The organism is Effusibacillus sp. SKA8 (assembly GCF_058273125.1).
The window spans coordinates 33,851-57,301 of sequence record NZ_JBZCSF010000017.1 but is presented as its reverse complement, the minus strand read 5'-3'; the positions used below and the strand labels follow the sequence as shown (position 1 = coordinate 57,301).

At 50.7% G+C, this 23,451-nt stretch carries 17 protein-coding genes, 3 pseudogenes and 1 CRISPR repeat array; of the genes and pseudogenes, 1 reads left to right on the top strand and 19 read right to left on the bottom strand.

Annotated elements, in window-relative coordinates:
• Window positions 1–49: 49 nt before the first annotated feature.
• Window positions 50–7,474: a CRISPR direct-repeat array (repeat unit 30 nt; unit sequence GTTTCAATCCCTCATAGGTACGATTCAATC).
• Window positions 7,475–7,652: 178 nt separating this feature from the next.
• The 19 genes and pseudogenes from cas2 to AC4ED1_RS13150 form a co-directional block, all read right to left on the bottom strand.
• Window positions 7,653–7,916: a CRISPR-associated endonuclease Cas2 gene (gene cas2, locus AC4ED1_RS13240; protein WP_490939363.1), complete on the bottom strand. Its 264-nt coding sequence runs from the start codon at window positions 7,914–7,916 to the stop codon at window positions 7,653–7,655.
• A gap of 213 nt (window positions 7,917–8,129) precedes the next feature.
• Window positions 8,130–9,123: pseudogene (gene cas1b, locus AC4ED1_RS13235) on the bottom strand (type I-B CRISPR-associated endonuclease Cas1b).
• A gap of 17 nt (window positions 9,124–9,140) precedes the next feature.
• Window positions 9,141–9,677, bottom strand: coding sequence for a CRISPR-associated protein Cas4 (cas4, locus tag AC4ED1_RS13230; protein ID WP_490939361.1), 537 nt, complete (start codon window positions 9,675–9,677; stop codon window positions 9,141–9,143).
• A 21-nt stretch (window positions 9,678–9,698) separates the two neighbouring features.
• Window positions 9,699–12,113 (bottom strand): CRISPR-associated helicase Cas3', encoded by a 2,415-nt coding sequence (cas3, locus tag AC4ED1_RS13225; protein WP_490939359.1) that lies wholly within the window; start codon window positions 12,111–12,113, stop codon window positions 9,699–9,701.
• A gap of 61 nt (window positions 12,114–12,174) precedes the next feature.
• Window positions 12,175–12,939, bottom strand: a complete 765-nt coding sequence (cas5, locus tag AC4ED1_RS13220) for a CRISPR-associated protein Cas5 (RefSeq protein ID WP_490939357.1) — start codon at window positions 12,937–12,939, stop codon at window positions 12,175–12,177.
• A gap of 5 nt (window positions 12,940–12,944) precedes the next feature.
• Window positions 12,945–14,000, bottom strand: a complete 1,056-nt coding sequence (locus tag AC4ED1_RS13215; protein WP_490939355.1) for a CRISPR-associated protein — start codon at window positions 13,998–14,000, stop codon at window positions 12,945–12,947.
• Between the two features lie 41 nt (window positions 14,001–14,041).
• The gene (locus tag AC4ED1_RS13210; protein WP_490939353.1) at window positions 14,042–16,099 is read right to left on the bottom strand and encodes a hypothetical protein; all 2,058 of its coding nucleotides are present in this window, start codon (window positions 16,097–16,099) and stop codon (window positions 14,042–14,044) included.
• Window positions 16,096–16,857: a CRISPR-associated endoribonuclease Cas6 gene (gene cas6, locus AC4ED1_RS13205; protein WP_490939351.1), complete on the bottom strand. Its 762-nt coding sequence runs from the start codon at window positions 16,855–16,857 to the stop codon at window positions 16,096–16,098. Before cas6 ends, AC4ED1_RS13210 begins: the two co-directional genes overlap by 4 nt.
• Before the next feature lie 166 nt (window positions 16,858–17,023).
• Window positions 17,024–17,572: pseudogene (locus AC4ED1_RS13200) on the bottom strand (IS66 family transposase); the annotation flags it as partial.
• Window positions 17,573–17,641: 69 nt separating this feature from the next.
• Window positions 17,642–17,860 (bottom strand): annotated as a pseudogene (locus tag AC4ED1_RS13195) (transposase domain-containing protein); the annotation flags it as partial.
• A gap of 57 nt (window positions 17,861–17,917) precedes the next feature.
• A complete protein-coding gene (tnpA, locus tag AC4ED1_RS13190; protein WP_490939349.1) occupies window positions 17,918–18,205 on the bottom strand; it encodes an IS66 family insertion sequence element accessory protein TnpA in 288 nt (95 codons plus the stop codon).
• Between the two features lie 120 nt (window positions 18,206–18,325).
• On the bottom strand, window positions 18,326–18,907 hold the full coding sequence (locus tag AC4ED1_RS13185; protein ID WP_490939347.1) for a PIN domain-containing protein: 582 nt from the start codon (window positions 18,905–18,907) through the stop codon (window positions 18,326–18,328).
• A gap of 5 nt (window positions 18,908–18,912) precedes the next feature.
• Window positions 18,913–19,398 (bottom strand): helix-turn-helix domain-containing protein, encoded by a 486-nt coding sequence (locus AC4ED1_RS13180; RefSeq protein ID WP_490939345.1) that lies wholly within the window; start codon window positions 19,396–19,398, stop codon window positions 18,913–18,915.
• Window positions 19,399–19,659: 261 nt separating this feature from the next.
• Window positions 19,660–20,046: a hypothetical protein gene (locus tag AC4ED1_RS13175; protein ID WP_490939343.1), complete on the bottom strand. Its 387-nt coding sequence runs from the start codon at window positions 20,044–20,046 to the stop codon at window positions 19,660–19,662.
• A gap of 114 nt (window positions 20,047–20,160) precedes the next feature.
• Window positions 20,161–21,276 (bottom strand): helix-turn-helix domain-containing protein, encoded by a 1,116-nt coding sequence (locus AC4ED1_RS13170; RefSeq protein WP_490939341.1) that lies wholly within the window; start codon window positions 21,274–21,276, stop codon window positions 20,161–20,163.
• Between the two features lie 199 nt (window positions 21,277–21,475).
• Window positions 21,476–21,820 carry a nucleotidyltransferase domain-containing protein gene (locus AC4ED1_RS13165; RefSeq protein WP_490939339.1) on the bottom strand — a complete coding sequence of 115 codons (345 nt, stop codon included), beginning with the start codon at window positions 21,818–21,820 and terminating at the stop codon, window positions 21,476–21,478.
• Window positions 21,796–22,290, bottom strand: coding sequence for a HEPN domain-containing protein (locus AC4ED1_RS13160; RefSeq protein WP_490939337.1), 495 nt, complete (start codon window positions 22,288–22,290; stop codon window positions 21,796–21,798). The genes AC4ED1_RS13165 and AC4ED1_RS13160 overlap by 25 nt, the downstream gene beginning before the upstream one ends.
• Window positions 22,290–22,682 (bottom strand): gamma-glutamylcyclotransferase family protein, encoded by a 393-nt coding sequence (locus AC4ED1_RS13155; protein ID WP_490939335.1) that lies wholly within the window; start codon window positions 22,680–22,682, stop codon window positions 22,290–22,292. Before AC4ED1_RS13155 ends, AC4ED1_RS13160 begins: the two co-directional genes overlap by 1 nt.
• Complete coding sequence (locus AC4ED1_RS13150) at window positions 22,679–23,092, bottom strand: helix-turn-helix domain-containing protein (protein WP_490939333.1); 414 nt, start codon at window positions 23,090–23,092, stop codon at window positions 22,679–22,681. Before AC4ED1_RS13150 ends, AC4ED1_RS13155 begins: the two co-directional genes overlap by 4 nt.
• A 180-nt stretch (window positions 23,093–23,272) precedes the next feature.
• Between AC4ED1_RS13150 and AC4ED1_RS13145 the strand changes: the two genes are divergently transcribed.
• Complete coding sequence (locus AC4ED1_RS13145) at window positions 23,273–23,401, top strand: hypothetical protein (protein ID WP_490939331.1); 129 nt, start codon at window positions 23,273–23,275, stop codon at window positions 23,399–23,401.
• Window positions 23,402–23,451: the final 50 nt, after the last annotated feature.

The window sequence follows — 23,451 nt, the reverse complement described above, 5'->3', positions numbered from 1 at the left end:
GTACGATTCAATCAAGTCGTGGACCTCGATCGCCGCGAGATAATCGAGAGTTTCAATCCCTCATAGGTACGATTCAATCGATTTCAGGTAGTCAACCAGACCAGAAAGACTATGAAGTTTCAATCCCTCATAGGTACGATTCAATCGTTCAGTGCGTGGGGTGTCAAGTTCACGATTTTCATTCGTTTCAATCCCTCATAGGTACGATTCAATCCCGAGCAACCCGGAAGCACTGATGATGGCACGAAGGTTTCAATCCCTCATAGGTACGATTCAATCATAATACCAAGAGAAAAAGGAAGTTCTAATGAAAATGTTTCAATCCCTCATAGGTACGATTCAATCAATGATTTCATGGATGAGGCGGGGACTGGGGAGCTGGGTTTCAATCCCTCATAGGTACGATTCAATCCGGGGTTTGAACTTGGGCAGTGGCTTGCTACTGAAGGAGGTTTCAATCCCTCATAGGTACGATTCAATCTTGAGTTCCGACCGGACAAACGCCGGTTCCGATCCGATGTTTCAATCCCTCATAGGTACGATTCAATCCCGGATTGTAAATTTCTGATCTGGCGTTGAACACTGGTTTCAATCCCTCATAGGTACGATTCAATCTCGCTTTAGTGATACTTGGCTGCCTGTCGCGGAGATGCGTTTCAATCCCTCATAGGTACGATTCAATCCGAAACGCTCGGTCTCGTAAGGATATATACACTCGGTTTCAATCCCTCATAGGTACGATTCAATCCAGTTTGCGTAATCATTGCGGCTTCTGCTTTGCGAAATGGGTTTCAATCCCTCATAGGTACGATTCAATCAATGGTTTTTGGAAAATATCTGTTTCAGGCGTATTTGTTTCAATCCCTCATAGGTACGATTCAATCCCATTGTACAGCGTAGCAAATACTACGCTGTACTAGGTTTCAATCCCTCATAGGTACGATTCAATCTCGCCGTCATGGGAAGAAAGCCATTTACAGTCGCCAGTTTCAATCCCTCATAGGTACGATTCAATCCCGTCGTGGCGTTGGGCGTCAAGGACGCCTATGTGATGTTTCAATCCCTCATAGGTACGATTCAATCATAAACATGCGACGAAAAAAGAGCGGAAAGAATTGTTGGTTTCAATCCCTCATAGGTACGATTCAATCTCGGTTGACACGGACGATTGAGGCGGAGGGGTCGGGGTTTCAATCCCTCATAGGTACGATTCAATCGAAGGCTCGGGTGACGGGCCCTCAGCGCTTTCTTTTTGGTTTCAATCCCTCATAGGTACGATTCAATCTTAGCAATTTTAAAACACGGTGTAATTGCAGATGTGCAGTTTCAATCCCTCATAGGTACGATTCAATCTTGATCCGGCTGGCACGTTCCCGTCGACTCCAGTTTGTTTCAATCCCTCATAGGTACGATTCAATCCAGAACTGCATCCCCGAGTTGAGAAAGCTCTCCTGCGTTTCAATCCCTCATAGGTACGATTCAATCTTCAGGGCGAATATCGGCGGATTGGTTGAGAACGGTGTTTCAATCCCTCATAGGTACGATTCAATCTGAAAGCGGCGGCACAGCAAGCGATTGCCGACTACATGTTTCAATCCCTCATAGGTACGATTCAATCCCAGCACCAGCTTTCTGTAACGGTTTAGAACCTCAAGTTTCAATCCCTCATAGGTACGATTCAATCGATGTGCCTGGAATATATGGCGACACATGGGTATTGTTTCAATCCCTCATAGGTACGATTCAATCTGTCTTCGAGATTTGGCGGAACACCTGCCGTATCTAGTTTCAATCCCTCATAGGTACGATTCAATCTTGCAAGGGGAGATGCGGCGATGAAAAAACAGAAGTTGTTTCAATCCCTCATAGGTACGATTCAATCTAGAACAAAGCGGTGGTGCTAATATTGATCTCTCGTTTCAATCCCTCATAGGTACGATTCAATCCAAAAAGTACGGTTTATCTGGCACATCGGTCATCGAGTTTCAATCCCTCATAGGTACGATTCAATCTCGGACAAACTTGCGAAAAAGCTGGAGTTTCTGAACAGGGTTTCAATCCCTCATAGGTACGATTCAATCCAGCAATCCAGACCGTTCCAGTCGATCCAACGACGTTTCAATCCCTCATAGGTACGATTCAATCCCCACTGTCCGTCCCCAACGTCATTGCCAACACCATGTTTCAATCCCTCATAGGTACGATTCAATCTGGTTGCGAATTTTCCCATCACTTTTTCGAAGAATCCGTTTCAATCCCTCATAGGTACGATTCAATCGCATTCCCTGCGCCGCGTCGAATTGCCGTTTTACCAGTTTCAATCCCTCATAGGTACGATTCAATCGGGGGGCGGTATAGTGTCGATTTTGCAGTCAATCATGTTTCAATCCCTCATAGGTACGATTCAATCAAATTTGCTTGCCCGCCTTAACAAAAGCAAGTGGCGAGTTTCAATCCCTCATAGGTACGATTCAATCTGGGCCAAGAGTTGATCCATCCCCTCAAGTTTCACATGTTTCAATCCCTCATAGGTACGATTCAATCACAGGGACCGAATAAGAGACCAACCTTTCCGCACCCGTTTCAATCCCTCATAGGTACGATTCAATCTCGTCTCGTGGAAAAAGTTTTGTCAAATTTTTTTCTGTTTCAATCCCTCATAGGTACGATTCAATCCCAGAAGAAGACTCCCAGAGCCTGCAACCTTGCCCGGGTTTCAATCCCTCATAGGTACGATTCAATCCGGTCACGGCGGATGATCTCCTTAAACCATCACATTAGTTTCAATCCCTCATAGGTACGATTCAATCCGTACTTTACGTCCGGAGGAAACACAGCAACTCGCGGTTTCAATCCCTCATAGGTACGATTCAATCCCGTGCAGCGCTCCTGCCACCACCTCCGGCTTGCAATGTTTCAATCCCTCATAGGTACGATTCAATCCAAGATTCTGCGCCTCCAGAAGTTGTGGACGCGTACAAGTTTCAATCCCTCATAGGTACGATTCAATCAGAAGAAAGACCACCCGCAGAGTTCGAAGCAGAAGCGTTTCAATCCCTCATAGGTACGATTCAATCTAACGCCTGCCCAAGAGCGTCGATCTGTTCGTCGGTGTTTCAATCCCTCATAGGTACGATTCAATCATCCACATCCGCTCTGGTGAATATCTTGTGAGTGATCTGTTTCAATCCCTCATAGGTACGATTCAATCAGAGGTATCTGCTGAAGTCAACCTTCTGGAGATTACGTTTCAATCCCTCATAGGTACGATTCAATCCTAAAAAATGCACAGGCGGAAATGGACAGGTTTCTGGGTTTCAATCCCTCATAGGTACGATTCAATCTGTCGTGACTGCCCTGCCAGTCGGTCAGGCGCACGAGTTTCAATCCCTCATAGGTACGATTCAATCTTGGAAAAAACCTTTTCGGGCGGGCTTTTTTTAAAACTGTTTCAATCCCTCATAGGTACGATTCAATCCTCGTACTGTACTTCCTGTGCGTTGGCGAAATCGAGTTTCAATCCCTCATAGGTACGATTCAATCAAAACAATGAAATGTGTCTTTCGCCGCGTTAATGTAGTTTCAATCCCTCATAGGTACGATTCAATCATGTTATGTCTCTGATTGGCGAAAACCGTTTTGTTGTGTTTCAATCCCTCATAGGTACGATTCAATCGTCAAGTCAACCGTTGTCCATGAATGCGGACACGCGTGTTTCAATCCCTCATAGGTACGATTCAATCTAATCATGTTTGGAAATATATACTTCGGAATTAACGTGTTTCAATCCCTCATAGGTACGATTCAATCCGGACTGGGTGTGGGATCTCCGCTCGGATGGTTGTGGGGTTTCAATCCCTCATAGGTACGATTCAATCCATGTGCGGTCGTACCACAATGGCGTGTGGGCAGAGTGGTTTCAATCCCTCATAGGTACGATTCAATCCGCTGATGAAGCGTGTCCCATTCCCGGCGCAGGCGCGTTTCAATCCCTCATAGGTACGATTCAATCCGAGAAGGCGAACGCGCTGGCGCGTAATGAGGATGATGTTTCAATCCCTCATAGGTACGATTCAATCTGAAGGTCCTCAAAAAAGAGAAGGTCGTCGACACCGAGTTTCAATCCCTCATAGGTACGATTCAATCGAGGTATGATTTTATACATGTCCACCCCCAAATAAGTTTCAATCCCTCATAGGTACGATTCAATCAATGAAAGTCTTAACGGCCAGCAAGTCGGGGAAATGCCGTTTCAATCCCTCATAGGTACGATTCAATCTCGCAGGGCCGCTTTCAACCCGTCCGCCAAGCCGAGTTTCAATCCCTCATAGGTACGATTCAATCGGCGATGTGAAGGTGGTGGTTGTGCCGGATAACGATAGTTTCAATCCCTCATAGGTACGATTCAATCTCGTGAGACTCACGCCCACGCTCCAGACCACGTTGAAGTTTCAATCCCTCATAGGTACGATTCAATCCGTTTTTCCATCACCAATTGGTCGGTCTAATCCGGCGTTTCAATCCCTCATAGGTACGATTCAATCACCTCAACTTCAAACTGATACGTTTTTCCGATTTCTGTTTCAATCCCTCATAGGTACGATTCAATCGTCGGCAACGGCCCCTCGTTCGATCACCTGTCCCGGGTTTCAATCCCTCATAGGTACGATTCAATCACGGCGGAAATTTTTTTGGCGATGACCACCTCAGAAGTTTCAATCCCTCATAGGTACGATTCAATCCATCAACGGGGTGACCCGTCAGGATGTCGCGCCGTACATGTTTCAATCCCTCATAGGTACGATTCAATCGCGAGTATGCGCGGGCCGAGTCAAGCGGGGATATGAGGTTTCAATCCCTCATAGGTACGATTCAATCCTGTCGTCAAAAAGAGATGTGGTTCCGGATCCATGTTTCAATCCCTCATAGGTACGATTCAATCTACGAAAGACTACCATTCGCCCGGTGTCTATCAGAGGTTTCAATCCCTCATAGGTACGATTCAATCTTTTTTGGCGATGACCACCTCAGAACAACCGGAGCGGTTTCAATCCCTCATAGGTACGATTCAATCTTCGTTGATTTTCCTGCGGTTATTACAGGTTGGTTGGTTTCAATCCCTCATAGGTACGATTCAATCTGGGCGTGGTGGAAGGAGCGCTTGCCGTCGACGAGATTGGTTTCAATCCCTCATAGGTACGATTCAATCACTACTTTGGGGCGGAGGACTGCGAGTTCATCCGGGGTTTCAATCCCTCATAGGTACGATTCAATCCAGCCCGACGACCGGACGACCGGCGAAAACGGCAAAGTTTCAATCCCTCATAGGTACGATTCAATCAAGATTGAGACCATATGCTGCGCTGGCCGGATGCGCGTTTCAATCCCTCATAGGTACGATTCAATCCATAGATGTCAACGCCGTTCATTGCAGAGTTGAACTTGTTTCAATCCCTCATAGGTACGATTCAATCAAGTTCGGACGTGAAATCCGTAAGCTGATGAACAGCGTTTCAATCCCTCATAGGTACGATTCAATCAAGGATGAGGTTAATGGTGTCTTTGCTGTCTTGGATTAGTTTCAATCCCTCATAGGTACGATTCAATCCCACAACTTCAAGTTGTCCGTCGCGCACGATAGCGAAGGTTTCAATCCCTCATAGGTACGATTCAATCCGCAGTACTTCCCGAAAGGGGCGGCCGCATGACGTGTTTCAATCCCTCATAGGTACGATTCAATCGTGTTACGAAAAACAGGAAATCAGGTTTGGTTTCGTGTGTTTCAATCCCTCATAGGTACGATTCAATCTTGTAATGTCTTTTTCGCCATTCCAAGTTGTTCTGGTTTCAATCCCTCATAGGTACGATTCAATCTTCCGCGACAACATCACACCGATAATCGCTTTATTTCGTTTCAATCCCTCATAGGTACGATTCAATCATCTAATACAAGGTATTTCCAAGTTTTACAAGGAGAGTTTCAATCCCTCATAGGTACGATTCAATCTAGTGGTTATCGCGGAGAGGTTTGTATATTGGTGGAGTTTCAATCCCTCATAGGTACGATTCAATCCTAATTTTCCACCGATTTCCATCGTCGATTCATCAAGTTTCAATCCCTCATAGGTACGATTCAATCTCTAATTGGTTGATCGCCATCCGTGACCTCCATACCGTTTCAATCCCTCATAGGTACGATTCAATCGCTCAATTGGAAGCGCATCGTCGAGAGCGAGGATGGGTTTCAATCCCTCATAGGTACGATTCAATCACGATTTCAGCTTTGACGAGATCAGGGCCGAAATGGAGTTTCAATCCCTCATAGGTACGATTCAATCATGCGCAATCGGGTCAGCTTTTACGGCGGGCGACTCCTGTTTCAATCCCTCATAGGTACGATTCAATCGCGTTTGTGAGCTACACAAAAACGGCCGTCCGTGAGTTTCAATCCCTCATAGGTACGATTCAATCTAGAAGTCATCAACCGCATGGAGCATCTGGATAAACTGTTTCAATCCCTCATAGGTACGATTCAATCAAAGAGAAGACGAAGAACGTTGGCGGCGTCACTGGGAGTTTCAATCCCTCATAGGTACGATTCAATCCAAGACACGATTAACGGCGTCGTCGATTGGTTCCAAGTTTCAATCCCTCATAGGTACGATTCAATCGAAGAAAGACCACGTTCCTTACGATCGCTGGGTGAATCAGTTTCAATCCCTCATAGGTACGATTCAATCCGGCCGAGACCGAGACGCCTTTTCCGAACTTCAGATGTTTCAATCCCTCATAGGTACGATTCAATCGTGGACGGGTATACAGAAATCACCCCCGATGTTCTGTTTCAATCCCTCATAGGTACGATTCAATCACCAAACTGCTCAGAACGGTGTATGATCTGCGTGTGTGTTTCAATCCCTCATAGGTACGATTCAATCATGTTCCGGTTCGGGAAACAGCCGTCGTCATACAACCAAGTTTCAATCCCTCATAGGTACGATTCAATCTGGAAACGATCCGGATACAACTGCATGAACACCTGGTTTCAATCCCTCATAGGTACGATTCAATCCCGAGGCGCTGATGACCCGCTCAAAATCAAGTCGAGTTTCAATCCCTCATAGGTACGATTCAATCGCCGGTATACACAAAGGCACAGTTTTTGGCTTCAAAGGTTTCAATCCCTCATAGGTACGATTCAATCCGAAAGCTCCATGGTGCGCTGCACCACATAAGGATTGTTTCAATCCCTCATAGGTACGATTCAATCCATTTTTTGGAACAGTATTCAAGCCTGGAAATCGACTTTGGTTTCAATCCCTCATAGGTACGATTCAATCATGGAGACTGGCCCAGGGATTTTGTTGATTGATCTGTTTCAATCCCTCATAGGTACGATTCAATCAGACGAGGCTGTTATCTTAGGAAACACCTATGTTTCCGGGTTTCAATCCCTCATAGGTACGATTCAATCCCATTAAAAGCCCATAAAACAGGCGTTTCAAAACATCGCACGTACAATCTCTGCGAAATCACCCACCTCCATCATAATACGATGAGTCCAGCTGCATCAAGGGTTCTTCGAAAAAACAGATTGTCGTCGACCCCCGGGGGTTTTTACGCTACTGGAGGTCGACGACAGATTCTGCCCGTCATAGGATCAACGATTGACCGCCTTTTTCCAGGCCGATGATCTCCCGCCCGGTGTACCGCTGGGTTCTCCAGGTGTACACAATAACGGAATCCTCGTCGTCGTGAATGATTCGCTTCAGCTCCGCTTTCAGCTTTTTCAGATTAACCTCGCTGATCTCCCCTTCAAACACGGAATTTTGCACCCAATTGAGATACTTGCGGCACGTTTTCAGTGCTCGAGCGACACGTCTCTCCCCCACATCGTACACGACGATGACAAACATGCGCCCCCTCCTTCCGAACGCCACAGCAATAGACTATAGCGGTGCTGACACGCGGCAGTGGCGACACCTACGATATCTTCCGAGCACCACAACAATCGACTATAGACTGCAGAGCATTCACGGGCAGCCAAAGGGCTTCCTGCTGTGACTCTTCTCGCCAAGACCTGGCGTTGACGATCTGCACCCGCACTCTCACCAGTCCCCTTGGTACCATTACCAGTTGGCGATGAACGGGGCATACTCCGCCTCTCCCATGAAATGCTTTTGAAGCTTGTACAATTCCAAGCGCAGCAAGCGCCGGTAGCTGACCTCTCGTCCCAGCCCGCGGTGCTTGATGGTGGTTTTCAATTTGCCCTCCCACTCCGTAATCCATAGTTTTTTGCCTCGCTCGGTCAGGTGGATGCCGCCGCTCTCCTGGTCAAAATCCTTTTTGGTCAACTGTTTGCGAGAGATCAGCGAGAAGATCAAGCGGTCGACCAACACCGGCTTGAACACTTCGGCCACGTCCAAATTGAGCGAAAACCGCCGGAAATTTGTCGCGTGCAAATACCCGATCCGCGGATCCAGATGCGTCTGATAGATTTCGCTCAGTACTTGGGTATAAAGGAGCGAGTTTCCGAAGCTGATCAGGGCGTTCAGTTCGTTTTGCGGCGGGCGCTTGGATCGGCGCTGGAAGCGAAAATCGGGATGCTGCAGAATCGGATCAAAGCCGGAATAATAGTGATCCCGCATGTTCCCTTCATAAGCCATCAGCTCTTCAATCGACCCGGCTCGGTCGACCTCCGGCAGCAGGTTCTCGATCGCCTCGATCGGCCCCTGCACATCCTTGCCGCGGCTGCGGTAGTACTTCAATACCCTTAGCATGTTCTGGCACGCTCCCCTGCACAAACGAGCGGGCCAACCGGAGCCGCTTGGATTCGTCCGCGTAGTGCTCTGTCTGCCGCAGGATCATGTAGCCGGAGTTCAGGTGCTCGCGCGGGTAGTACGATCCGGAATAGTATCCATAGTAGTTGAAGAAGTGGAGGACGATTTCTTTCTGCGAGCAGAAATCGAGCAGGGCCTTGTTGAGCGTAACCTCGCCGAACACCATCAGTTCCTTCGTGTCCTCGACAGGAATGTACTTCCGCTCTTCCTCCGTGTCGAACAGCAAGGTGTTGTCCTTTCGCCGCAACTCACCCGACTGAAACAGGTAAATCGTCTTCTTCACTGTGAATGCCGCCCTCCTTATGCCCAGCAGAACTCGCCGTAAGCGCACTTGCCGCAAAATTTGATCCGTTCCGCTTTCGGCGGCCGGTCCATGGCGAGAATCTGCTTGATCCGCCTCACCGTTTGGCGGATTTCCGCTTCCATCTCCTCGTCCAGGAAAACCGCTTCCCGCCGGCGCTCCTCTGGAAACCGCAGCTCACCGACGGCGTCAATCCCTTCCAGCTTAAGCCGGTACAAGTAGAACCCGACCTGCATTTTGGCGCTTTTCAAATGCGCCGACGACTTCTTCACTTCTGCCACAACCAGTTCCTGGCGCTTGGCGTTCGGCCGGTGAAGAACATCCAGTTTGATCGAGTCCCAGGCGATCTCCTTCTTCTCCCGCGCATACGCGTGTTCATGCAGAAAGCGCCCCCACTCCAGATATTCATGCTGGGGATCGGGCTCCAACTGCCTGGAAATGAGCCATACCTCGCGGGGACAGATGTAGTAGTACCAGACCATCGTTCCGTTAACTCCCCTTACCTCGTCCAACGGATCTTCCTGCCAGTCAGACACCGGCACTTCCCTCCCACTCATCTAATACAGATACGCCTCGCCGCGCTCGTCCTTGAAACCGGTTCGCATGTCGTAAAATTCATCCACTTGGCCGGGCGGCACCCAAAGGAAATGCCCCTCCACACCCCCGCGAGCCGCAAACTCCACCGGCCGGTTGCCCAACAACCGGTTGATCCGCACCTGGACCATGTACTCGCTCATGGCTGCCGTCACGCGGCGAAGGGCCGCTTTCTTTTGGTAAAAAGGCATATCGGTCGCCGTCATCACGCGCTGGAACTCATCGGCCAACCGGGACGCCTCCTCTGTCAATTCGACAAACACGTCGGCAACCTCGCTGGTCTCAATCAACTGAAATTCATTCAGCTTGTTCAAGTCGAGACGGTAAATCGCCTCTTCCCACAGCTCCCGCGAAACGTCCATCGGCAGATGTTCTGCCAAGTCGTGATAATAAGGGAGCATCAAATCAGGAAAGGACGGCTCGGGTACTTCTTGATGGCTTTCCAACAATTTCTTTGTCCAGTTGAGAAGATGCGAACCGTACACGTACTGGGCATCCGCCCCCAACCGGATCACATGCACCGGACAAAACTCCCCTTTCTCCCCGCGACGGTTTACCCGGCCCGCCGTCTGGATGATCGATTCCAACGGAGCAAGATCGCGGTACCCGATGTCAAAGTCCAGATCAACCCCCGCTTCTATCGTCTGGGTTGACACCAGGATCACAGAAGGGCCATTCGGATCGGCCAGCCGCTCCCGGACTGCCTCGATCACTTTGCGCCGCTGCCAGGGCACGATATTGGTGGACAAGTAGAAGATCTCCGCATGCTCCGGCAGCACTCCTTCCGACTGGGCCCCTGTGAGCAATTCGTAAATCTCCTTGCTTCTGCGGATGGTATTCACCACGATCAACGCCGATTGGTGCGGCTGCCAGGTATCGAGAAACAGGGTGAGAAACTCGTCAGCGCTTCGCTCGCGGTTCAGTAGGGGGATGAGCCGGGTGCGGGTCAGGCTTGCAAAGTACTCCCGGTGATCAGGCAACAGTTCCACCGGCTTGCGGAACGGCTGATTGAGCAACCGATCTCCCAGCTCCAGCAGTTTGGGCTGGGTGGCGGTCATCAACATGAAACGTGTTCCATAGTACTCGGCCATTTTCCGCATGACGGCTCCCACCAGCGGCATGTATTTCTCGGGGAGGGCCTGTACTTCGTCCAGAATCACGATGCTTGCGGCCAGCTTGTGAAACTTTTTCAGCGGACGGTTCCGGTTGGTAAAGATCGAATGAAACAACTGGACGAACGTTGTCAGCACGACATCCGCCTCCCACGCTTCCGTCAGCAGCAATCGCTTGTCGAGCGGCAACTCTTCGTCAGTCGCGTCGGTGGGAGAGTTGAGATCGGTCAGACGGTGATGCACCAGCACATGGGCGTCCTCGCCAAAAACCGCCTCATAATCCCGACGGCTCTGCTCAATGATGTTGATATACGGAATCGCGGTCACAATCCGGGGGACGTACCCTTCCAGCCGAGCAATCCGCTGCTGCAGATAGAGCGCGCATTCCAGCGAAACAAGCGTTTTGCCGATCCCGGTGGGGGCCGTGATGGTGAAAAACCGTTCCTTGCATATCTGTTCGTCCCCCAGCCCCTCCAACACGGACAGCATCTGCCGCCTTGCCCGCTCCCTCCGCCCCGTCATCGGCGAAGGCGGCTCCGATCCGTGCTTTGCGCGGATATAGTCAGGAACTCGCGCAGCGGGAACCATTCTTACAGCGGATGGGGACACGCCCCCAGAATCCAGCTTGTCTGAGTCGATGAGCAGGGAAAAGAAGTACTGCAAGGCAAAGAACCAGTAATCTTTCCGCAACCTGCCTGTCATGTGTTGAGGCATATGCAAGAAATCACGAGTGTCAGAGCGCCACTGACGAAAGTCGACACGTTCCGGCAACCGGAGAAAATGGTCATCCTCCTGCACGCCGAGGTCAGCCAAAACATCCATCCACTTGCCCGTGAGGTTGGCGTATTGCTGTTCGAGCACCCGCCATATGTCATCCGAAAACAACGTTTCCAAGGTCGGATTCCCATGGTGGAAGCGCACGCAGAGGTAGGCGAGGAACGCCCACACCTGCTTGTCGGGATCGGAAACGTGGCCCAATCGATCTCGCGCAAGCGCTCGCGCAAAACAGGCGGAGATATGGGCATGGCTCTTTAGCTCCGACGAAGTCCCTTCCATCAGATACGATTGAAAATAGTCGGTGTATTTCCCCAGGTCATGCAGAAGCGTCATGATCTGTCCCAAAACCCGCACATCCCGATTGTATAAACCGGGAAACGCAACGGTCGGGGGGACGGCTTCCTGACCGTTGCGGGCAACGGCGTGCAGGTGTTCGGCCAACAGGTGCCGCATATCGCTTCCCCGGTCGTAGTGGGCATAATACTTCATCCAAAATCCCTCCCCGGATAGGCAAGACCGGAGCGCAACTGAGCGTCTCCGGCCTTCAGCGTCATTGCATCCAGACGATGTTCTGTCCGTTGCTCAAGGTCGTATAGGTGTTGACGGTCGCATAAACGGGAGAGTCGTTCAGGTTGATGATCACGTTGCATTTACCGCGGGGCGTCAACCGCCGCTCCCTATCGAATTCCAGCGGCAGGTCCTCTTTCACCAATCGGTACGAGCATTCCGCCACCGACGCCAGATCGATTTCCTTCACCACGTGTGCGGGCAACACGGACGACAAGGCCACCGGCTCATCGCCGCTCCGCTCTTCTCCTTCCCAGATGCCCCCGTATTGCAGCCACCCTAGGCTGTAGGCGGTGCCCAGCCCCACGGAGATGCCCAGACTGCCGTACCCTCCTGCTTCAGATACGGCCATGAGCTCCTCCAGCCGCAACATGATGTCCGGGTTATGGTGGGAGACGTACACCCGGTAGTCCAGGTTTCCACTGCGGATGTTCTGGGGCAAGACCAACTCCGTCGCCGTCTGGCTGTGGTTTTCCTGGGACCCGTTGCAATCTTCCCATCCATCCACCATCAACAAATTCAGCTTCTGGATGATTTTCTTAATCGGAACGCAGTTGGAAACCGCGATCCGGCATTGGTCCAGGGAGAAGTCTTCGTAGTACGCATCCCGTTCATACCCCAACAGCCCCGCCACGATACCGATAATCGTCGTACGCGGAGGGATCGAATACGAGAGGGCCGAAGAGTTGGAATAGTAACGACGGAAATGCGCAATCTTGCCGCAAAGCCGAAACTCCAGAACGCGCACGCCGGTTACACCCCGGACACGGCCAGCTGTTCCCACAAGTCGACCGTTTCAAAATCTGGCATGTCCGTTAGCGGACCGCGATCAGCAAATGGATGAACCCACCCGATCACCCGCTCGACATAACCTCTCTGTTGCATCTCACGGAGGGCCGCCGTCAAACCTGCAAAATTGACGTGGATGTCAGACAGTTTGCGAATCGGTTTGTCTTCGGCAGCATCCACTTTCAGAAAACGGCGCAAATCGCCCAGGTAACCATCGAATGTTGGCTTATACACCACTTCCAGATAACAAAGCGGGGTTTGTCCCTGTTTGCTATCCGTCTGGTTGGCCATCATCCCCTGCACCAGCGCTTTGCGGAAAATCTCCCGATCCTGTTCGGTCATCCCGGTCCGCCGGGCGCTGAACTTGTTGATCGTGCCGTAGTGGGCAACGCAAGCGTAGTGAACCTTGTGCTTTTTCCCAAACGTGGAGTTGTCGTCGTACATGATCGACGTGATCGTGTTCGACTTCACCAGTTCGACCGGATGGAGCGAATACCCCCAGGTAATCTGCACCGGTCCGGTATAGGTGCGCGATACGTTTTCCACTGCCATGACGCTGCCAAACAGCCGGATGTCAATTAGCGACCGCTTGATGATCTCAGTCAGGAAGAGATTGTGAAAGTCGGTCAGCGCCTGCTTTTTCTTTTTCTTGGCTTTTTCATACAGCGCCAGAATTTCGTCACTGTCCGACTCAACGAGAGCCAACCAGGCTTCAGCAATGGCCGGATGCTCGGCCAGCAGGTTGCGGAATCGCGCCGTGTCCCTCATCCACTGCTCACAAACATGGTCAAACATCTGGGAAACCGGCACTTTCCGGTCAGCCAGCGTGTCCACAAAGATGGGAAACCCTTTCTGCTTAAGGAAATCACGGCAGTCCCGTTTGCGCCGCGCGTCGCTGACCAAGAGCGTCGATGTCTCGTAATCCATCCGCGGCTTGTTCTCCTGATCCGGATCCCCGTTCGGATTGGTCATGACCGCCTCGAAGAGAAACAGAAAATCGCTGTTTTGCTGAATGATCATCACACAGCAACTCCTTTCGCCATATCGTCATAGGCATGAGACTACGTGGTAACGGGAGCGGCATCGGTCACAGCTTGTTCCTGGGCCGGTTCCTTTCCCTTCCGATTGGCCAAGACACCCACTTGGTAGGCATAACCGGACATGATGTAAAAGACATTGGCGTGCTCGCTCAACGGCCAGTCTTTTTCCTTCAATGTCCCGCAATGCCGGTGAAATCCTTCGACGAGCATTTCGCTGTACCAGTCGAACGCGTCATATTGTCGGAGTTTGTCCAGCACATCGTAGTACATGCGGTACACCTCCGAAGCCGACATCCCCTGAAAATGAATCTTCTTCAGTACTGGTTTGGTTTTGTGTCCCTTTTTGTACTGTTCGGACCCCACCCGGTGAATCAAGCTACCAAGATAAAACAGGGTTCTCGCTTCCGGGCTGAACCCTTCGCGGTCCAGAAACTGCTCGATCGCTTCCAGGGAATCGTGTGTTTGCATTGCTTGTCCCTCCGTTTCACAGGATGGTGTAAAAACCGGCTTGTCCAGGATCCCTAACATTTGAACGGCCTGGATGAAGGCCAGGTACTGCATGGCCACGGACTGGATAAAAAAGTCCGCTTTATCCGGATGGTACTGCTCCAGCCCCATGTTGCGGTAGTTGTCCAGCCGCTCATTGGAGAGTTGGCGCATCCCTTTGTCCAGTGCCTCGGAGGCGTAGGCAAACAGCGTTTCCGAGCGGACGCGGTGACCGGAAAACAGGGCTTTGTAGAGCGACAAGACGCGGCCGACGTCCACCTGCCCTTTATTCGTTTCACGAACCGGGATCATGCGGTAGAGGTTGCCCGGCGACATTCCCAAGAGAAACGGTTTTAGCCGTCCGCCGGTTTGTCTCAACGTATTCATGATCCGCATGAACCGCAGGGCCGGCACATCTTCAATCGTCTCCAAGATGGTGACGGAATTCCCGTTCGTCCGATAGACGACGATGTGGATGACAAAGTGTGGATTCCGCATCCACTCCGTATCCGCCTCCACCATCTTCAGCCACTCCTCCGCCTCCTGACAGCGAAACGCAAAATCCAGTTGGTCCTTGATACGGCCGATGCTGTCGTAGTCAAAATGCTCGAGAAGACCCTCCGGAAGGAAAAAGGCTCTTTCTCCGGCGATCAAGCCCCTGAATCGGCTTTCGATCAATGCCTCACCGGCGACCAAGTGCTGGTAGCAATCCGGGCAGATCGCGTAAGAGTCGTCGTAATCGTACCCATCCGGCTTGTAGCGAGCCGAGTTGATCGTGGTGGTGGTAAACACCTTGTTGATACCGGTCCGGCTGAACTTCGTGGTGTACTCGCTCTTCACCCCCTGCTTCGTCTGCTGGCAGACGTGACACACCCGCTGTTCGCCCGAGTTCGCTCCAGCGTCCTCCCGCTCATCCGCCCGATCCAGTTTGTTGATTTTCCGCACCAGGGTCCGGTAGGCTTCGTGCTGCGACAGCACGATCCGGCGTCCCTGCTCGCGGACGGCCGGAATCACCAGCACGAACCGGTCCTGTCTGTTCTCTTGTTCCAGGGCCGCCCGAACAAACGCCTCGTATTTGAACGACTGGGCGCCAACGCGGATGGTTTTGTCGTCCGGATGCAGGGTGACAGAACCCGACCCGAGCGAGTCCGGGAGCTGTACGCGATCCAATCGGACTTCCCCCTGACCACTTTTGCTTCCAGTCGCGATCAATTCGGCCGCTTCCATTTTAGCAATCCATTTTGATAGTTCCGAATCTTCCATTCCTTGCTGTCGTAGGGCCAACCGCAGGTCGTTCCAAACCCTTGTCAAGAGGTAGTGGAGCGATGACTCCACCTCCCGTACAAGATAGCTCTGCAAGGCGTTGGCAGGGTTGTTGCCGAAGTAGCCGTAGCGCTCCGGCACCTCTTGGTGATACGGAATCGGTTCTTCAATCCGAATCACCCGCTCCTCCAGATCGAACGTGAGAAAGACGGCGTACGGCTTCTCTTCCGGCTTGATCTTGGTTTTGAGCGGTCTGACCTTCGACAAAAGCGGGTCGCGGCCCGCGGAGACCAATGAGCCGAGATAGGCCGTCAGTTGCGGTAGGTTCACGAAGAGACACCTCCTTCTTGTCGTCTGTTGATCGGGCGGATACAGCCGAATCCAGACGAATTCTTGCTTCCCAGCCCTGCATCCAGGGCGGCTTGCAGCAAGCGCCGATCCCCCTCCAGGGCAAATCGTCCTCTGTACGCTTCGATGATGGTGTTTTTGTACGACACGATCTGCTTGTGAAAGCTTCCAAGCGGTCGAATGGCAACGGAAGCAAATGCGTGATCTGCCCCGTACATCAGTTTTGCTTTCCGCACCAGATTGCCAGAGACAATCCGTTGAAAATCCTGTTCGCCCGGGTGAAAGTATTTCGTGTATTTTCGTCCGTCCGGCCGCAACATAGTGGAATAGGCCACCACCGGGGAAAGAGTCTCCACCTCAATCGCGGACTGCTTGACTTCAAAAGCGTCTAGTTCAATGGATGTTACGCACAAAAACTGATTCCCAATGCGCATTCCCTCTCTGAGCAAGACTTGGGCCATTTCCCTGATAAACCGTTCGATCGGGGAGGATAGCGTTAATTTCACCGTATTCTGAAAGACCATCCTCTTGGATGCGGGTACATAATCATGTGGACCTGTGAAACGTGAAAATGTAAACAGCGCAAATCGCCGTTTGTCCATCATGTACCCCTGATTATGAAGAAACTCGGCAAATTCGGGACTGAGGTTGTGGTAAATTGCAGCTTGCACCAAATGGTTGTAATTGACCGGAATCTCCCACCAAGGAGTGTCGCTCTGCAACGTGATAGTGACATGCATGTTGAATCCTCCGGGATGTAGGGAGTACTCTTTCTAGATCTTGGGTATCGACTCTATGTGCTTAGTTCGACACCTTCGTTGTTTTCCCTCCTAAATCCCAAGGTGAGTTCTTCAATTTTTATTCTTTAAGCGTCAAATAGCCCACACCTGTCTATCCGATGTGGGCTTAGGTAAACTGGTTGTAAGATTGTGGCACCCGGCAAGTCAAAGGCAACGAGGACGACCAAGGCAGCAATGGGTCCAGTGCCTCCGGATTTTTCGGATCCGCAAGCTGCGGAAGCTGCTCAAACAGATACTTCAAGTATTGGAACGGATTCAGTCCGTTCTCTTTCGCGGTTTCCATCACGCTGTAGATCGTCGCGCTGGCCTTTGCCCCGCGAGGCGTGTTGGCAAACAGCCAGTTCTTTCGTCCAATCACAAATGGCTTGATCGACCTTTCAATCGCAAAGAGCTTGTTGCAAAACTCCAGTCCCTGTTGGGCCGCCGTTTCGGTTTTCGGTTGTCCGGCAGGCATCGCCTCCAGCGCCTCGTCGAACTTGCGGCGTGCATGCGCCCAGCATCCAACGAGGGTCACGCCCTGCACCTTATGGTAGCCGGAATACCCGTCAACGTGCAGGTAGCCGCGAAATCCCGAAAGAAAGTTTCGCGGATGCTCCCCGTTTCGCGTCGGCTGGTAGTCGTACAGGACGATCGGCGGACCCGTTCGCCCGGTCCGATCATACGTCACCGTCTCAACCGGCAGAAGATCCAGTTGGGTTGTGCGTGGACCGGCTGGTTTCCGGCGCTCGTACGTGATTTTCTCCATGGGCGGCTCTTCGCCTTTTGGCGTGGCAAGTACTTCCGCTTCGTTGAACAGATCCAACTCCAGCTGGTTCGGATCCGTCTTTTCGCTTGAGGCGCCGAAACGCTTTTTTTTGCGCCAGGCGGAACTGTTCTTCGTACCATTTGAGTTTGGCCGACAGTTCGGCAACCTGCTGTTCCAGCCTGGCAACCTGAGCCTCATAGGCTTCCATTGTAAGGGTAAGGGTGAGGGTGAGGGGGTTCGTTTGGTTTTCCATACTCATTCATTTCTACACCGATCGCCGGATTCCTTGTGGCCGATCCGAATGACAACCCCTGGTTCCGGTTTACGGTTTTCAGGTGAGGATGTCACGGTCACCGGCGTCCAACCCGTGAGGGAAGTCGTTGTCCGGTTCGAATCGGATAGCCGTTTCAAACGTTTCAGCCAATACTTCAATTGATGGATGGAAATGCCTTGCGCCTCGCACCACGCGGCCATCGTCAGTCCGCTGGTTCGGTACTCTTCAATGCGGGAAACCCATTCCCGGATCCGTTGTTCACGATTCATGAGATGTTGGCCTCCTCCTTGATTTGCTTGAGGGCATTGTCTCATGAATGACGGATCGTTTACAGGTGGGGGTGTGACCGCTTACATTTAAAGAAAAAATACGAATTGCTCAGATGGAGACTATTGGCGTTTATGCCATATTTCCAATGCATGTGCGGAAAAATTCGGCACTTGCTTTTTCAAAACTAGGAGTATGTTTTCAACCGAGTTCATTGGTTCGCGACGTACTTCAGATAATGTTTTCAAACTTCTAAGGACAGCATCAGGAAGCAGATCAAACTGGTAGCAAAGAAACGTATCAGGATTCTGAGCATCAATGGCGTATGGAGCGGTCGATTCGAAAGGAAAATCGCGAATGTTGAAAGTAACCAAAACATCGGCCCGAGAAACTATGGCAGCCGCCAACACATGCCGATCTTTCGGATCATTTGTCATTACTGAAATTAACCGTTCGTAAGTTTCACGCTCCACCATCGCGTCCGGAAAAGCAAGTTCCATCGTCTCCCGAAGGTAACGCGCCCCTGCTTCTGCTGTTTCACGAGAAGGAGACTTTGCACGCAAGCTAATGTTACGTTGCATTTCATCGAGAACATCCGGACTCCAGCGAATCTGGCAAATACCAGCTTCCGCGATAGTAAGGAGCACATCTCGAAGAGTTGGAGGATACAAAACACAGGCATCCAGGAATGCAACAAAGCCCATAATCCCTACTCCGATTCGGGTGACGGTTCAGATTCATCCTCATAAAGTCCCAACGAATCCGAAACACGCACCAATTCCTGTAGAGCCGTTCGACGTTGTGCGTCTCTCGAACGTCTATAACCCTCCAAGTCCTTCAAACGTATCCGCCGATGTGTCCCGACTTTCCGATAACGAATTTTCCCTTCCTCCAGCAATCGAATGAGGTATGGACGTGAAACTTGCAATAAATCAGCCGCCTCTTGAGTCGTTAACTCCTGATCGTAATGCAAAATCGCCACAGATTGACCTTGTGCCAAGGCTTGTGCAGCACGAACCAACACCTTGAAAAGGGCGGGCGGCAAGACCATCTGGATTCGTTGTTCACTATCCGTAAGGATATACTGTACTCCATCAGTTGGGTTCGTCGCCAACTTGGCGCTCATATCGCGAATCTGTTCAGCTTCGCCGGGGCCTGGGGCAATCAACAACCCTTCAACTGTGTCCCTTGTCATGCTAGACACCTCTTCCCCATAATTCAATATTTTCTAAACATAAGTATACATAATAAACGAAATAAACGCAACTTCATTGGTTCCCCGTTTTTTTGACAACAACTCGAATTTCGCGCCCGTTTTCGTAACTGAACGCCTGGATCAATTGCTCCATACCAGAATCTGGACTGATTTTTATCAGTTCGTTCATCATGTGTTTCCTTCCTTCCCCCTTTATCAGGGGCGGGAGAAAGATGGGAGGGGAATTCAAACTATCCGACATCACGTTTCGCCAAAAACTTCCGGAAATTCTGCTTTGAACCTCTGTCTTACTAAAGAACCGTACCTCGCGTCTGGCAAAGAAAACAGCTTTTCGACTTTGCTATGTTCGTGCCGATACGATAACGCCAAGACACCAAGGACACCAATCCGCCGAATTCCGTAGCGCTTACATGTCTTGACAAGCGCCCGATCGCTGGAACAACACACCAGATCCTTTTCAGCGGCAATTGTGATCACTTCCGCATCGTATCGGCTCAACATCCTGCGTTCTTTCATGACCTCTTCCAAAAGTTTCAGTCCTTCCTTGGTCTCCACGATAGCCCGAACCAGTTCCAACTCGGCTAGGGCCTCGCTCGCTCCAGGAAAGTTCGCCTCATCTTGAATCATGCTTTCCGCCATATAGACGTTGGAAAAACGGCATTCAGCAATCTTACAACCCCTATTTTCGTCAATTCATTCAAAACACTGTTATCAACAATTGCCGGTGTTCCATAAAGCTCATCAGAAGTCACCGACATCATCTTCCTGTTCCCACTCGACCAGCAACCGGTTGGCTTCGTCGTAGGGAACCCCCAACACGGTTGCCACTTTCGACGCACTTATGCCTTCTTCGGCATGCAAGCGTCGCAAAAACATCTTGGTTCGTACATTCTTCTCCACGTAAGGCATAGGATTAGGCTCCTGAATTCCGTATCGCTTTTCAATTTGGGTTTTCAGGAATCCATATTCCGTTCTGGTGAGAATTCCCTCATCATACAGGGCCAAAATCAAGACTTGAGCGCTGACTCCAAATTCCCGTTTCAATTGCAAGATTTCACGCAACTTGTTGCGTGATTTCGCCAAGATGGTCTCGCATTCCGTCAAATGGGTGCGTGGAATCAGGAAATAACTTGCAAACAGATTGGCCATCCTTTCGTCCTGGTTACCTCTCGCTCTGGTATAGGCAACTCCATTTTCCCGGTATTGGTCACGATGGAGAAGGAGATGCCCCAACTCATGGGCAACGCTGAAGATTTTGCGTTCCTCCGGAATATTTGGAGCATCATTCACGATGATGAATGCCCCTCGTTTCTCGGTATATGCCGACAAAGCATCAAATTGACGGCCAAGCGAGTACGCCAGTACGTGAATTCGCCAATCTTCGAGCACTTGAAAGATCAGACGTCCCACATATCCTTCCACCCCAAGGACACCGCGCACTCGATCCGCAATATCCCGAATTTGGGCTTTCATGATGTGATCCAACGTTCCTTCTAGCCGATAGCTCGGCGGAACCATGACTACGGAGTTTTCGCCTAGTTCTTCGATGACACTCCAATATTCATCCAAGCGCTCAAGAATGACATGTCGTATCTCTTGGGTAAAATTCTCCCGCGGGTTATCCGCCCGAAACAAAAACGCAAACATTTCCGATTCCTCGGAAAATATTTGGCGGACAGTTACACCGAGTACCGCGCAAACCTTCGTCAGCTTTTCGCTATCAACGGGCTGTTCCCCACGCAAGTATTTGTACATCGTTGGTCGCGTAACGCCAATAGATCGGGCCAACTGTTCAACGCTGATGCCTTGCTGATGGCGGATACGCTCGATGTTTCGTGCAATGATTTCAACCGCCATTTTTCCTCCCTCCTTTTCCTCGTCAGTAAATATATTATACATAATTCTTCTCCTATAACGATCATAACGTAAAGAAAAATTTACAGTTCGATGATCGATCCCCACATCCTTCTACAGCATTTTTTGGACTTTAATCACGAAGTCCTGATCGGTGAGAATCTTTAGGACACATCGGTTTGGCGGACTTTCAATTTTACAGTCAGATCAGGAAGGCACCGTTTCTCCACACGCACTTGCCTGTTTTCCGGATTTCCTCGCCCATCCAGCCATTTTCAAACTCCTCCCGTGTAAAACCATGTACTTCAATATCGATCGCCTGTTTCATGTCCCACAGAACCCGGTAAAATTTTTTGGTGGTGTTCAAGTGGGTCTCGTCCTCAAATAACGGGCTGATTACCGCCAGATCAATGTCACTGTCCTCATGCGCTTTCCCGGTAGCATACGAACCAAAGAGCCAAATTTCTTCGATTGCATCCACGTGCTTTAATGATTCGGTAATATACTCAGAAACAATTCTCTCTACTTCAACAGTTGAGTACACCATTGCAGAAAAGCCCCCGTTTCATTCGGCAATTGCCGAAAATACTCTTTCGGCATTCGCCGGATAATTTTTTGACGATCTTCTGGATAACGTGCGTTGAGCTGGTAGTAGTTCAGGTTCTCCAAAAAATCCAATTGTTCCTCTGTCAAATCCAATTGTGCCCGTCTTGCCAGCATAAGCAAGTTGTGAGTTTTCGGCGGAACCTGATTCGTTCGTAGGGTTACCAATGCTTTGAGGGCCTTTTCTACCGCCAGATGGGCCATGAATGCGCCCTCAAGAGGCATTCTTTTGCGCGTTAGGTGAAAAGCTGCGGGCAGTGTCTCATACGCTTCCCGAATCCAATACTGCACATGCTCATTTTCAATTGCGGAAATATCGACCGCAGGCATGTGCTTTGCGCACATCGGACCAACCCCGCGGTTCATACTCTCGGGATTCTTGAGCGGTCTCCCGCAGATTTTGCACACCACCATTATACGCGCCCCTTTCGATCACAAGCCATCCTGTATTCCCGCCACGACCCAACCGGGATCTCCGGGTATCCTCTCGAATCCTTCCACACGTACACCCACCCGGATCGTCCATTCTCGACATCCCGAATCCATACTCGCTCGTAAAAGTTTTTCCGACCCAGACCATGGTATCCTTCCAATCGATCCATCGCGCGAAGCCCTTCCTCCGTTACTTCAAACCATTCACCCTGAATCTCGTATCCTCCATCATCCAACACCAATGCCGGGAATGCGCCCACATCGTACAGCTGCCCACGGATGCAACCCGGTTGTACCCCGCGAAGATACGGTGCGGCTACACGGTGATTGACCTCTCCAGTCAGCAAGGTGCCGTACACAAATACATGAATCATCGTTGACGCCTCCTCTCGTCACCGTTTTTTCTCTTCTCGACCAGTTCCAACGCCCACGTGATTCCCATCCGGATTCCCGTTTCAATCCGGGCCGCCACAAACTCGTCCCGAACGTCGATCTCGCGGCCTTCGTACAGAACCACATCGGCCTTGTACAACTGTTCGATGAGATCGACGGCATTGGTCGGCGGGACGGCTTCGCCGATCAGGTCTTCCGCTGGCAAACCGTATAGCTTTGCCAATCCGAGCACAATTTTGTAACTTGGATTTCGTTTTGTGCCCCGTTCAATGCGGCTGAGATACCCGGCGGTCGTTCCCACCATTTCAGCCGCTTGATCGAGAGTAAGCCCCTTTTTTTTACGTATATCTCGCAGGTATTCCCCACTGACTCGAAGTTCATCATTTCTCATGAGAAAATAACCTCCTTTCCTATAGTATATATCGAAAGAAGAAAAAATGCAACGCGAATCGTTGCATATGTCGTTTTTTCGGCTTCTATTGCGAATGCAAAATCTATGAACCATGTGATAGACTGGATTTGGAGGGACTTCCCTCTCCTTTCACCTCCACCGGAAAGGAGGTGATGTGGGATGAGTTGGCATACCTTTGCCGAGCTTTTGATAGCCGCCGGGGCCTTCTTGAAAGGACTCGCGTTGGTTATTAAAGCTCTCAACAAAGGCAAAGGCCCCCGATCCAGCCAAGATCGCGGGGGCCAATAACCATCCTTACAGGAGGGGGCATTGGCTCCCTCCTGCTATTTTCTAAGCTT